The organism is Streptomyces sp. CB03234, from assembly GCF_001905885.1.
Classification (GTDB): Bacteria; Actinomycetota; Actinomycetes; order Streptomycetales; family Streptomycetaceae; genus Streptomyces.
Map to the genome: position 1 here is coordinate 73,484 of NZ_LIYH01000004.1, position 12,783 is coordinate 86,266.

General features: G+C 72.8%; 12 protein-coding genes. 5 read left to right on the forward strand and 7 right to left on the reverse strand.

The genetic code is table 11. From position 1 onward, the window contains the following. The first annotated feature begins 9 nt into the window (after positions 1-9). A complete protein-coding gene (locus tag AMK26_RS17460; protein WP_073755622.1) occupies positions 10-1,236 on the forward strand; it encodes a trans-sulfuration enzyme family protein in 1,227 nt (408 codons plus the stop codon). On the opposite strand, the gene AMK26_RS17465 is transcribed toward AMK26_RS17460, so the two are convergent. The 3 genes from AMK26_RS17465 to AMK26_RS17475 form a co-directional block, all read right to left on the reverse strand. Continuing rightward, positions 1,169-2,542 carry a GNAT family N-acetyltransferase gene (locus AMK26_RS17465; protein ID WP_073755623.1) on the reverse strand — a complete coding sequence of 458 codons (1,374 nt, stop codon included), beginning with the start codon at positions 2,540-2,542 and terminating at the stop codon, positions 1,169-1,171. The genes AMK26_RS17460 and AMK26_RS17465 overlap by 68 nt on opposite strands. A gap of 111 nt (positions 2,543-2,653) precedes the next feature. Beyond that, on the reverse strand, positions 2,654-4,213 hold the full coding sequence (locus tag AMK26_RS17470) for an alkaline phosphatase D family protein (protein WP_073755624.1): 1,560 nt from the start codon (positions 4,211-4,213) through the stop codon (positions 2,654-2,656). Positions 4,214-4,501: 288 nt separating this feature from the next. Next, on the reverse strand, positions 4,502-5,332 hold the full coding sequence (locus AMK26_RS17475) for an alpha/beta fold hydrolase (RefSeq protein ID WP_073755625.1): 831 nt from the start codon (positions 5,330-5,332) through the stop codon (positions 4,502-4,504). Positions 5,333-5,458: 126 nt separating this feature from the next. Here AMK26_RS17475 and AMK26_RS17480 point away from each other — a divergent pair, with 126 nt between their 5' ends. Beyond that, entirely contained in the window at positions 5,459-6,370 is a 912-nt protein-coding gene (locus AMK26_RS17480; protein WP_073755626.1) for an RNA polymerase sigma-70 factor, read from the forward strand. 249 nt (positions 6,371-6,619) lie between these two features. After that, positions 6,620-7,366 carry a GntR family transcriptional regulator gene (locus AMK26_RS17485; protein WP_073755627.1) on the forward strand — a complete coding sequence of 249 codons (747 nt, stop codon included), beginning with the start codon at positions 6,620-6,622 and terminating at the stop codon, positions 7,364-7,366. A 26-nt stretch (positions 7,367-7,392) separates the two neighbouring features. Here AMK26_RS17485 and AMK26_RS17490 read toward each other — a convergent pair whose 3' ends face one another. Further along, entirely contained in the window at positions 7,393-8,550 is a 1,158-nt protein-coding gene (locus AMK26_RS17490) for an ROK family transcriptional regulator (protein WP_073755628.1), read from the reverse strand. Positions 8,551-8,825: 275 nt separating this feature from the next. On the opposite strand from AMK26_RS17490, the gene AMK26_RS17495 reads away from it, so the two are divergent. After that, positions 8,826-9,263: a hypothetical protein gene (locus AMK26_RS17495; RefSeq protein ID WP_073755629.1), complete on the forward strand. Its 438-nt coding sequence runs from the start codon at positions 8,826-8,828 to the stop codon at positions 9,261-9,263. Between the two features lie 82 nt (positions 9,264-9,345). Here the strand turns inward: AMK26_RS17495 and AMK26_RS17500 are convergent, their stop codons facing one another. Next, positions 9,346-9,930, reverse strand: a complete 585-nt coding sequence (locus AMK26_RS17500) for a TetR/AcrR family transcriptional regulator (RefSeq protein ID WP_198944098.1) — start codon at positions 9,928-9,930, stop codon at positions 9,346-9,348. A 49-nt stretch (positions 9,931-9,979) separates the two neighbouring features. Here AMK26_RS17500 and AMK26_RS17505 point away from each other — a divergent pair, with 49 nt between their 5' ends. Then, the gene (locus AMK26_RS17505; protein ID WP_073755631.1) at positions 9,980-10,537 is read left to right on the forward strand and encodes a GNAT family N-acetyltransferase; all 558 of its coding nucleotides are present in this window, start codon (positions 9,980-9,982) and stop codon (positions 10,535-10,537) included. A 237-nt stretch (positions 10,538-10,774) separates the two neighbouring features. Here the strand turns inward: AMK26_RS17505 and mug are convergent, their stop codons facing one another. Then, positions 10,775-11,329, reverse strand: a complete 555-nt coding sequence (gene mug, locus AMK26_RS17510; protein ID WP_073755632.1) for a G/U mismatch-specific DNA glycosylase — start codon at positions 11,327-11,329, stop codon at positions 10,775-10,777. Between the two features lie 19 nt (positions 11,330-11,348). Beyond that, positions 11,349-12,782, reverse strand: coding sequence for an adenylosuccinate lyase (gene purB, locus AMK26_RS17515; protein WP_073755633.1), 1,434 nt, complete (start codon positions 12,780-12,782; stop codon positions 11,349-11,351). Position 12,783: the final 1 nt, after the last annotated feature.

The window sequence follows — 12,783 nt, forward strand, 5'->3', positions numbered from 1 at the left end:
AGTGTCTCCATGGATGCCCTGTCTTACGACGCTTCTCACGACGCCTCCTTCGCCCCGGCCACCCCGAGGGCGCTGGCCACCGAAGCCGTGCACGCCGGGCGCGACGATCTCGCCGCCCTGGGCCTGCACGCCGTGCCGCTCGATCTCTCCACCACGTACCCGTCGCACGACGCGAGAGCCGAGGCGGAGCGGATCGACGCCTTCGCCACCACCGGCGCCCGGCCGGAGGGCCCGCCCGTCTACGCCAGGCTCGACAACCCCACCACCGCCCGCTTCGAGACCGCGCTCGCCCGGCTGGAGGGCACCGAGAGCGCCGTCGCGTTCGCCAGCGGCATGGCCGCCCTGACCGCCGTCCTCCTCGTCCGCGCGAGCATGGGCCTCCGCCACGTGGTCGCGGTCCGGCCGCTGTACGGGTGCAGCGACCACCTCCTCACCGCCGGGCTCCTCGGTACGGAGGTGACCTGGACCGATGTGGCGGGCATCGCCGACGCCATCCGCCCCGACACCGGCCTGGTGATGGTCGAGACCCCGGCCAACCCGACCCTCGCCGAGGTCGACATCCGCGCCGTGGCCCGCGCCTGCGGCTCGGTGCCGCTCCTCGTCGACTCCACCTTCGCCACCCCCGTACTCCAGCGTCCCGTCGAGCACGGGGCGCGGATCGTCCTGCACAGCGCCACCAAGTACCTCGGCGGGCACGGGGACGTGCTGGCGGGCGTGGTGGCGTGCGACGAGGAGTTCGCCGGGAAGCTGCGCCAGGTGCGGTTCGCCACCGGTGGCGTCCTGCACCCGCTGGCGAGCTACCTGCTGCTGCGCGGGCTGTCCACCCTGCCGGTACGGATGCGGGCCGCCTCCGCCTCCGCAGCCGAGCTGGCGCGCCGGCTGTCGGCCGATCCCCGGATCGCGCGGGTGCACTATCCGGAGATCGGCGGCGCCATGGTCTCCTTCGAGGTGTACGGAGACCCGCACGACGTGATCGCCGGGGTACGGCTGATCACGCCGGCGGTCAGCCTCGGCAGCGTCGACACCCTGATCCAGCACCCGGCCTCCATCAGCCACCGCATCGTGGACGAGGACGACCGGCGCTCGGCGGGCGTCAGCGACCGGCTGCTGCGCATGTCGGTCGGCCTGGAGGACGTCGAGGACCTGTGGCGCGACCTGACGGAGGCGCTCAGCGCCCGGCCCGGCCGGCCTGCTGCTGAGGGCGCGGTGCGGGAATCCCGTTCAGCCGTGCGGTGATCACCAGGGTGCCCTCCTCGATCTGGTAGTCGAGTGGCAGGTGCAGCCCGCGCATCGCAGCGACCATGCCGGTGTTGGACGACTGCGTCACGGCGTACACGCTCTCGCAGCCGGCTTCGAGCGCCAGCCCCACCAGGCGGTTCAGCAGCTCGGAGCCGATACCGCGGCGCTGCCAGTCGTCCTCGACGATCAGGGCCACCTCGGTCTCGTCGCCGTCCCACAGCAGGTGGCCGAGGGCGACGAGCCGGCCGGACGCCGTCTCGACGGCGAGCGTCCGGCCGAACCGGGGGCTCAGGAGGTGGTTCAGGTAGCGGCCCGCGTCGCCGACGGGGCCGTGGTAGCGCAGCCCGAGGGTGCGGTCGGAGCAGCGCTCGTGCATGGCCCGGGCGGCCTCCAGGTCGCCCTGGTCGGCGCGGCGCACCGTGATCTCGTTGCCCTCCGGGAGCGTCAGCACGTCCTGGCTGCGCGGGATGCGAGGCCCGAGGCGGGCATCCAGCTCCACCAGGGCACGGGCGCGGGCGAACTCGGTGGGCGTGAACGGCAGGTACGGCCGCTCGATGGTGATGGCTCCGCCGTTCGGGTCGCGCAGCCGCATCACGGTCTCCCCGTCCTCCAGGACGCCCTCGACCGGTGCCGTCGCGCCGGTGGGGCGGCCGGTCGGTGAGACGGCCGGCAGCGAATGGATGGTGCACCGGCCGAGCAACTGGCGCAGCGCGAGCGGCAGTTCGGCGGCGTCGAGAGCGGTACGGGTGGCCAGGCCCAGCACCCGCGTCGGGGTGTCCACCAGGTCGTGCGCGTCGGCGCGCTCGGTCCAGGTGCCGGTGCCGCCCGCCGCGGCGACCTCCCGGGTCAGGGCCGCCGCCTGGAGGGAGGCGGGCGCCCGCAGCAGGAACTCGTCGACCGTGCCGTCGGCCAGCGGATGCGTCTGCAGGGTCAGGATGTCGACGTGCAGGTGCGCGAGCGCCGTGCACAGCGCGGCGAGGCTGCCGGGCTCGTCGCGCACGGTGGTCCGCATGCGCCACAGCACCGTCTCGCCCTTGTGCGGGCCGCCCCCGGTATGGGTGCCGGATGCGGAGGCGGTCGGCGGGGCATGGCTGTGGCGCCGTGCCCACCAGGTGTGGAACGCCGCCGTGGCGATCAGGGCCACCGCCGACACGGCCAGGAGGTACGGGCCGTCCGGGCCGTGCACGATGGTGTTCGCGACCGCGTCGGCGACGGCGACGGCGGTGAACAGGGCGGCCAGCTCGACGAGGTCCCGCCGCCAGTGGTGGCGGCGGGGGCTCTTCGCAGAAGTCACATCAGTCATGGCCTCACTGTGACCCAGTGGTGTTGCGTGATCACGAACGCTTTGTGACTGATGGGTTAAGTGTGCGTCTGGGCGCATAAGTCCGGTTTTCAATAGTTTGGCCTCGGGGGTTCACTGACCGACCCGGCCCGGCTGGAGCGTCTTGGTGAACAGCGTCGTCCCGCCGGTCGCCCGCAGCCGTACGGTCATTGCGCCGCTGTCGCCGTCGATGTCCACCTCGCCGAAGAACTGCGGCGACTCCATCGGCGAGACGTTCGCGCGCTCCGGCGCCCGGACGAACACCCGCTCCGGGCCGAACGTACCGTCCAGCGCGTTCGCCGGGAACCCACCCGCGGCGAGGGGGCCCGAGACGAACTCCCAGAACGGCGCGAAGTCCTTGAACGCCGCCCGCTCGGGCGCGTAGTGCTGGGCGGACGTGTGGTGGACGTCCGCCGTGAGCCACACGGTGCCGGTGATCCGCCGGTGCTTGACGAACCGGAGCAGTTCGGCGATCTGGAGCTCACGGCCCAGGGGCGCGCCCGGGTCGCCCTGCGCCACCGCCTCGATGTTCGTGGCGCCGTCCGGGACGACCAGACCGAGCGGCATGTCGGCGGCGAGCACCTTCCACACGGCGCGGGAACGGCTCAGTTCCCGCTTCAGCCAGGCCAGTTGCTCCGCGCCGAGGATGCCGGTGGTGTCGTCCGTCTGCCGGCCCGGCGAGTTGGCGTTGCGGTACGTCCGCATGTCGAGGACGAACACGTCCAGCAGCGGCCCGTACCGCACCACCCGGTGCATCCGCCCGCTGTGGAGCGTCGATACGGGGAAGTACTCGCCGAACGCCCGCAGCGAGCGGGCGGCCAGCACGTCGACGTCCTTCTCGGTGTAGCGGGGGTCGTCCAGGAGCTGGCCCGGGTACCAGTTGTTGCGCACCTCGTGGTCGTCCCACTGCACGATGGAGGGAACCTGCGCGTTGAACGCGCGGACGCCCGGGTCCAGCAGGTTGTAGCGGAAGACGCCCCGGTACTCGTCGAGCGTCTCGGCGACCTTCGCCTTCTCCTCCGTCATGACGTTGCGCCACACCCGCCCGTCCGGAAGCGTCACCCGGGCCTGCAGGGGCCCGTCGGCGTAGACGGTGTCGCCGCTGCACAGGAAGAAGTCCGGGTCCAGACGGCGCATCTCCTCGTACGCGTAGAAGCCACCGATGTCCGGGTTGATCCCCCAGCCCTGCCCGGCGATGTCGCCCGACCACAGGAAGCGCACCCCGTCCCGGCGCCGCGCCGGAGCGGTGCGGAAGGTGCCGAGGACCGGCTCGCCGGCGCGCCTGGGGTCGTCCGGGTCGACGAGGGTGACGCGGTAGTGGATCTGCTCGCCCGGCGGCAGGCCGCGCAGGGCGGTGGTGCCGGTGAAGTCGGTGTCGGGGCCGAGCAGCGGGCCGGGGTGGCGGCGGACGTGCCGGAACGATTCGGTGGCCGAGGTCTCCACGACCATCCGGGCCGGCCGGTCCGACCGTACCCACACCAGACCGGACGACGCCGTGACGTCCCCGGTCTGCACACCCCACGCGGCGCCCGGCCGCCCGGCCCGGGCGAGTGCCGGCGCGGCGGCGCCCAGCGACAGCGCCGCCGACGCGGCCAGCGACCCGCGCAGGACGGTACGGCGGGCGGGGGACGGGTTCGGACTGTGCGACGCCATCGGTACGCCTTTCGTGGAGGGACGGTACGGGGGCATGCCTAACGCCCGGCGGCGGCGCGCACGCGAACCCCGCGTGAACAACCGCCTCTAGGTGCCCCCTTCGAACGCCCCTCCTGGGCGCCCGCCACCAGCCCGCCATCAGCCCGCCATCAGCCCGCACCAGCCCGTGGCCGTCACCGTCCCGTAGCCCGGCCGGAGCTGTACGGGGCGCCGCTCCTCGCGGCCGGGCTGGTGGGCGCGGGTCTCGGCTCGGGTGTCGCGCTCGGCTGGGGTGTCCCGGGACGCCGGTCAGCGGCTCCCGTCGAGGAGCACGCGCGCGACCAGGGCGGGGTCGTCGTTCATCGGTACGTGGCCGCAACCGGGCAGGCGTACCAGCCGGGCCGCGGGGACGGCCCGCTTGGCGCGGACGCCCTGGCGGCGCAGCAGGAGCCGGTCGCGGGTGCCCCACGCGACGGTGACGGGCAGGCCGGGGACGTCGTGCGTGAACAGGACCGCGCGCCCGGCTGCCAGCGTGTGGCGGAAACCGGTGGCGTCGCGCAGCGCGAGCGTCTCGGCGACCACCGCCTCCGGTGAACGCCGCCCCGGCCGCGCGTAGATGGTGCTGGTCAGCGCGGCCCGTCCGGCGGGTGACCGGGACAGCCACTCGATCAGCGGCAGCGGCATGGACTCGGCCCCCTGGCGCATGGCGAGCAGCGTCCCGAAGGCGTACCGGCGCTCGCTCTCCGTCCAGAAACCGGCGGGCGAGAGCGCCGTCACCGACCGGACGAGCCTCTTGCGGCCCAGTTCCAGTGCCAGCAGCCCGCCCAGCGAGTTGCCCGCCACATGCGGCCGGTCGATGTCCAGGGCCTCGCACAGCGCGCCCAGCACCGACACGACCGTGGACAGGTCGTAGGCGAAGCCGTCGGGCAGGGCGGGGGAGCGGCCGAAGCCCGGCAGGTCGACGGCGATGACATCGCGCTCGGCGGCCAGGATCTCCAGCACCGGCTGCCAGGCCTGCCAGTGGTGCCCTATGCCGTGGAGCAGCAGCAGCGGCTCCCCGTCGCCCATCCGCTCGTACTCCACCGACACCGTGCCGGACCCGCGCGCGGATTCGACCGGGAACGACACCTGTGCGGCCATGCTGCTGGCTCCCTGTCCTTGCCCGTCCATGTCTTAGACGCCCTGTCAGCAACAATTACCGTTCGGTAGATCGGAGTTCAAGGGGCCGGGCCGTTTCCCCTCCGATCCGTACCGCATGATGGGACGGTGGCAACCGACACAGAACCAGCAGCCGGGACGGACGCAGCCGACGTCACCGGCGTCTTCGAGGAACACCGGCCCGTCATGACCGGAGTGGCCTACCGGATGCTCGGCCGTGTCGCCGACGCCGAGGACGTGGTGCAGGAGGCGTGGCTGCGCTGGTCCGCCGCCGAGCGCTCGGACATCCGCGAGCCGCGGGCCTATCTCGTACGCGTCACCACCCGCCTCGCCATCGACCGGCTCCGCCAGGCGCAGGCGCGCCGCGAGGCGTACGTCGGCCCCTGGCTGCCCGAACCGGTCGTCACCGACTTCGGGCCGACCGTCCCCGACACGGCCGAGCGCGCCGTGCTCGCCGACTCCGTGTCGTTCGCCGTGCTGGTCGTCCTCGAATCCCTCTCGCCGCTGGAGCGGGCGGTGTTCGTGCTGCGCGAGGCCTTCGGCTTCCCGTACGCGGAGATCGCCGCCACCCTCGACCGCTCGGAGGCGGCCGTGCGGCAGCTCGCGGGCCGAGCCCGCCGCCATGTGGACGAGGGCAGGCCCCGGTACGACGTCGACCCCGCCGAACGCCGCGACCTCACCGAGCGCTTCATGGCCGCGGCGGCCGGGGGCGACCTGGAGGGGCTGCTCGCCCTCCTCGCCCCCGACGCGCGGCTCATCGGCGACAGCGGCGGCAAGGCCAAGGCGCCGCTGCGGGTCATGGAGACCGCCGACAGGATCGGCCGCTTCCTGTGCGCGGTCGCCCAGGATCCGGCCGCGTCCGCCGAGTTCCGGACCGTCGAGGTCAACGGCGGGCCGGCGCTGCTCGTACTCGTCGACGGCAAGCCCGACTCGGTGATTCAGGTGGACGTCGTGGAGGGCCGGATTCAGTCCATCTATATCGTGAGAAATCCAGACAAGCTCACTGCGGTGGCGCCGTAACCGGCCCCTCTAGGCACACCCCAGGCCCCGTGTCCTCAAGGACACGGGGCCTTTCGCCGACCCCCCTCCCGCCTACGCGAACAGCCTGTGAACGCTCTGCGACAGGGCTCGACCCCGCAGCGTGACCGGCCGACGATTGGTCTTGACCAAGGGTGTGTGCCGCCTTATGGTCGCAGGGGTTAGTGCAGGAACCTTTAATAAACAAGGCACGGAAAGCCGCCGGGAGTCCGGCGATTGCGGAGGATCAGGGTGGGGACCACGCAGCTGGAATCGGTGCCGGAGCCCAAGTACTGGCACCTGAAGACCGTGATCGGCGAAGCACTGGACACGGATTTCTCGGTGGGGGAGATCCTGCCCAACGAGCGTGAGCTGGCCGCTCGTTTCGGCGTCGCCCGAGCCACGCTCCGTCAGGCCCTCGAACAGCTGGAGCTGGAAGGCCGGCTGCAGCGCCGTCGCGGTGTCGGCACCACCGTCGCACCGCCCCGCATGGGAGTGGACGTCTCCACCGCACAGCATCAGTGGCCCGGCGCCGGCGAGGAGGCCTGGCAGCCCGTGGACTGCGCCCTCGCCGCCCCGCCCGTCGCCGTGGCCCGCCTCCTCGACCTCGACCCGGGCGCCGACGAGCCGGTGCACACGGTGCGCCGCCTCCGTATGACGCACGGTCAGGCGGTCGCCGCCGAGCAGCTGTACGTGCCCACCGGTTCCGTCCCCGACCTCACCGCCATCGACGCCCCGTCCGGCGCGGCCCGCGCCCGCAGCGTCCTGCGCGCACTGCAGCGGCTCACCCTGGAGGGCCAGGACCGCGCCGTCGAGCTCGGCTCCGCCCGCGCGGACGACGCCAAGCAGCTCGACCGACTGCCCGGCGCCCCCGTCCTCGTCGTCACCACCCGCTACCTGTCGGACGGCCGCACCGCCGCCGTCTCCGTCGCCACCTACCGCGCCGACACCTGCCGGCTCACCTTCGGCGACGCGGGAGACTTCGGTATCGCGTCCTGAAGAACCCGTAGCGCGCGGCCCGTCGCTCAGCGGCGGGCCGTCACCGTCCCCTCGACCGCGAACAGCTGCTCCTCCACATGGTCGAGCGCCAGCCGCAGCGCACCCGTCGCCACCGCCGCCTCGCCCAGCAGGGACAGCGCCACCCGGGGCGGCCGCAGACAGAACCGGGCCAGTTCGTCCCGCAGCGGCTGCAGTACGCCGTCCAGGCCGGCCGCCCAGCCGCCGACCACCACCAGCTCCGGATCGAGCGCCAGCACCAGCGCGGCCACGTCGTGCACCAGCCGCTGGATGAACCGGTCCACCGCCGCCCGGGCCCGCGCGTCGCCCTCCCGCGCCAGCGCGAAGACCTCCGCCACCGCCTGCTCGTCCAGCGGGTGCAGCGGCTCGTCCGTGGTCGACAGCAGCGTCTCCGGCGTCGCCCCCTGCCCCAGCAGGTGCAGCGCGCCGATCTCCCCGGCCGCCCCGCCGAACCCCCGGTGCAGCCGCCCGCCGATCAGCGCCCCGGCCCCGGGGCTCAGCCCGGCCAGTACGAAGACGATGTCGTCGGAGTCGGTCGCGGCGCCCTTCCACTGCTCGGCCACGGCCGCCGCGTTCGCGTCGTTCTCGACCAGCACCGGGCACCGGAACGACCGCCGCAGCCGCTCACCCAGCGCCAGCCCCGTCCAGCCGGGCAACGCCGTACCGAGCCGGACCGTCCCGTCCGCCTCCACGATCCCGGGCGTCCCGACACCGACCGCCCGCAGGCTGCCGCGTGCCACACCGGTGCGCCGCAGCACATCGGCGACCACCGCCCGCACCCGCTCCAGCCGCTCGTCCGCCGACGCCGTCTCCGACACCTCCCGGGACCCGGCGCCGATGATCCGCCCGTCCAGCCCCGACATCAGCGCGGCCACCCGGTGCGGGCCGATCTCCACGCCCAGCAGGTGCCCCGCCTCGGCCCGGAACCGGAACCGCCGCGCAGGCCGCCCCTGGCGCCGCGCCTCGCCCTCCTCCGGCGCCACCTCGACCACCAGGCCGTTGCCGATGAGCCCCTCGACCACACCCTCGACGGTCGGCCGGGACAGCCCCGTGATCCGGGTCAGGTCGGTGAGCGTGCGCGCGTCGGCGTCCCGCAGCGCATGGAGTACCACTGCGGAATTGATCCGCCGCAGCAGCGACGGATCCCCGCCGGTCAGCCGCCCCACAGTGTGTCCTCCCAGCTCGCGCGTGTCTGCCGGATGGTACTCAATGACCCGGCCGCGTTGTCAGACCCCTCACCTGCCCCCGGCACCGCATACCGGACCCTGAAGCAGCTGCGCGTAGGCATCTTCGGCTTCTCGGGCGACTGGGAACGGCTCCTGTCGGCGCGGCGCGCCCGGCGGGCCTGCCGGTTCGCCGTACGCCGCAGGACGCCGCCCGGGACGCCTGAGGTGGGTCTGACGGAACGCCAATTGTCAGTGGCACGGGCTTTACTGGAGGCATGACCACCGCACGGCATCTGGCGACCATCGATCAGCTGCGCTCCCGCCCCTTCCCCGGGCAGCGCGGCAGATCGGACGTGGGTGACAGCGGCCCGGGGTACCACATCGCGGAGCTCAGCACGAGCGAGGAGTTCTGGGACGACGACGGCACGCGGCGGGCGCTCGTGGAAGAACAGTACGAGGCGGAGCGCGACGGGCTCGCGGTGTTGCTCGCCGCGCGCTGGGGCGAGCCACAGACGTTCAGCCTGTGGTCGGTGTTCGACCGGGGTATGGCCGGTGAGGAGATACCGGAGCCTTGGGACATCCTGAGCAGCTCCGTGCCCGACGTCCACCTCTGGCGCGCGGACGGCCTCTGGATAGCCCTGGGGGTCTCGCACTGGGACAAGGAGTTGCCGTTCCAACTGCTCGCCGTCGTCACGGAGACCGACCCACCCTGACCGTTCAGGGCCGTTGAGTGTGCTGGATGCCGATCGAGGCCAGGACGAGCAGGGCGCCGAGGACCTGGGTGCCGTCCAGGCGCTACCGAGCCAGTGCGGCCAGGTAGTCCTCCAGAAGGTCGATCTGGCGCTGAGGAGGGAACGCGGCGGGATCGAGCAAGGCCTGGACGACCAGGCCGAGCACGAAAGCCTGGGCGCACGCCGCGATGCGCGCCGGATCCCCGGGTGCCAGCTCGCCGAGTCGCTGGGCCGCGGCGACCAGTTGGTGGAGCTTGTCGCGGCCCCGGGCGTACTTGCCGGCGTACTCCTCACGCAGCGCCGGGTCGGCGAGCGCGGTGTCCCAGGAGGACACCCAGATGCGGTTGCTGTCCGTGGCTTCGGCGGACAGCGGCAGGATGTCGAGCAGAGCCGCCCTCACCGCGTCCGTTCCCTGTCCCGCGGTACGCCTCGGGCGAGCGGCGCTTCGCTGGTCCAGCAGGTCGAGGGCGTACGTGACCAGGTCGTTCTTGGTGGGGAAGTAGTGGGTGAGCAGGCCCGTGGTCGCGCCCAGTTCGGTCGCGACGGCGCGCAGGGTCAGGCCGCCGAAGCCGCGCGTGGCCAGCACCCGCCAGACCGCTTCGGAGACTTCGCGTCGGCGGGCCCCATGGTCTCCCTTGGCACGTGGCATACCGTCAGCGTACATTCGCATAACACTTGTTATGTGAATGGGGTCTTTCATGTTCTCCCTCCCGCTGCTCGACAACGCCCGTCTGTGCCCGCTGGAGACATGGCACGCCGAGGAGTTCGCCGCTCACATGGCCCGCGCGGTCGACCACATCCGGCCGTGGGTCGGACAGCGATTCGTCACCGACAGCCTCGAAGGGGCAAGGGCGACGCTCTCCCGCTACGCCGAGTGGCAGGCCGCCGACGGAGCCCGCCTCTACGGCATCCGGCTCGACGACACGCTGGTCGGCGGCGTCATGTTCACGGCCTTCGACGCGCCCTCCGGTACATGCGAGATCGGCTGCTGGCTGGAACCGGCGGCCGAAGGCAACGGCCTGGTCACCAGGGCCTGTCGCGCGCTGCTGGACTGGGCGTTCCTCACCCGGGGCATGCACCGCGCGGAATGGCACTGCCGCGCCGACAACGAGCGGAGCGCCGCGGTGGCCAAACGGCTGGGCATGGCATTGGAAGGCGTACGGCGTGAGTCCTGGCCCTACGACGGCACCCGCCACGACACGCAGATCTGGGCCGTCCTCGCCCACGAATGGCCGGCGCCGGCCCGTTCCCGGTGACGCCGGCGCCGTGTCCGCCGGCCGCCGCCCGGTGCAGCAGGTCCCTGATCAGCTCCGGCACGTCGGCAGCCAGGCCCGCCGGTCGCTGGGCGAAGCCGTGCGCGTCGGCGTCGGCAGCCCCGCCGCCCTCCGCTCCCGGGCCGCCCTCTGGCACGCCGGGTTCACCCGAGAGGTTCCGCCGAGTGCGCTGACGGCACCGACGACGCCCCCGCGTAGCCCGGCCACGAGGGCCGGACCTCACCACGCGCCGGTGCTGTCCCGCGTCGCGGCCTCCCGCAGCCGGGCGAACTCCTCCGCCATCGTCTGCAGCGTCCAGTGGGCGTTCAGTCCGCTGGGGTTGGGCAGCGCCCAGATCCGGGTGTCGCCGATCACGCGGTCCTGCGGCCCTATCCGCGCCTTGGGGTCGTGGAAGGCCGTGCGGTACGCGGTGACACCCGCCACCGCCAGCCAGCGCGGCCGCAGTCGCTCCACCTTGAGGGCCAGCAGCCGTCCGCCCTCGCGGAACTCCTCGTCGCTCAGCTCGTCGGCCCGCGCACTCGCCCGCGCGACGACGTTGGTGATGCCGAGCCCGTAGTCGAGAAGCTCCTCCTGCTCGGACGGCTTCAACTGCCGAGGGGTGAAGCCGGAGCGGTGCAGCACGGGCCAGAAGCGGTTGCCGGGGCGGGCGAAATGGTGGCCCGTCGCGGCCGACATCAGGCCCGGGTTGATGCCGCAGAACAGCACGGACAGGCCGCCCGCGATCACATCGGGGACGATGCGGTCGCGAGCGGCCTCCAACTCCTGGGGTGTCATACGGGACGTGTGCCCCGCGTCAGAGGATCGCACCGGGGACGTAACCGGCGGCTTCCGGGTGCTGCTTGGCGATCTCCTCGATCCGGGCGACCACCGCGCCGACCTGGTCGGCGGCCGCGCCCGTGAACGACAGCTTGTCCGCCATCGCCGCGTCCAGCTGCTCCCGGTCCAGCGGGATGCGCTCGTCGGCGGCCAGCTTGCCGAGGAGCTCGTTGCGCTCGGCGCCCTGCTCGCGCATGGCCAGCGCCGACGCCACCGCGTTCTCCTTGATGGCCTCGTGCGCGACCTCGCGGCCCACCCCGGCGCGAACCGACGCCATCAGCACCTTGGTGGTGGCCAGGAACGGCAGGTAGCGGTCCAGCTCGCGGGCGACGACCGCCGGGAACGCGCCGAACTCGTCCAGCACGGTCAGGAACGTCTCCAGCAGCCCGTCGAGCGCGAAGAACGCGTCGGGCAGCGCCACCCGGCGCACCACCGAGCACGACACGTCGCCCTCGTTCCACTGGTCGCCCGCCAGCTCGCCGGTCATCGAGGCGTACCCGCGCAGGATGACCATCAGGCCGTTGACGCGCTCGCAGGAGCGGGTGTTCATCTTGTGCGGCATCGCGGACGAGCCGACCTGGCCCGGCTTGAAGCCCTCGGTGACCAGCTCGTGCCCGGCCATCAGCCGGATCGTCTTGGCCAGCGACGAAGGCGCGGCGGCCAGCTGCACCAGCGCGGTGACGACCTCGTAGTCCAGCGAGCGCGGGTAGACCTGGCCGACCGAGGTGAAGGCGTGGCCGAAGCCCAGGTGGCCGGCGATCCGCTGCTCCAGCTCGGCCAGCTTCGCGGCGTCACCGCCCAGCAGGTCGAGCATGTCCTGTGCCGTGCCGACCGGGCCCTTGATGCCGCGCAGCGGGTAACGGCCCAGCAGCTCCTCCAGCCGCGCGTACGCCACCAGCAGCTCGTCGGCCGCGGTCGCGAAGCGCTTGCCGAGCGTCGTGGCCTGCGCGGCGACATTGTGCGAGCGGCCCGCCATGACCAGCTCGCCGTACTCGCCCGCCAGCTTGCCCAGCCGGGCCAGGACCGCCACCGTACGGTCGCGCATCAGCTCCAGCGAGAGCCGGATCTGGAGCTGCTCGACGTTCTCGGTGAGGTCGCGCGAGGTCATGCCCTTGTGGACGTGCTCGTGCCCGGCGAGGGCGTTGAACTCCTCGATCCGCGCCTTCACGTCATGGCGCGTGACCTTCTCGCGCTCGGCGATCGACGCCAGGTCGACCTCGTCGAGCACCCGCTCGTAGTCGGCGAGCGCGGCGTCCGGCACCTCGATCCCGAGGTCCTTCTGGGCGTGCAGCACGGCGAGCCACAGCCGGCGCTCCAGCTTCACCTTCTGCTCGGGGGACCAGAGGACGGCGAGCTCCGCGGAGGCGTAGCGGCCGGCCAGGACATTGGGGATGCGGGGCTTGGCAGTCACG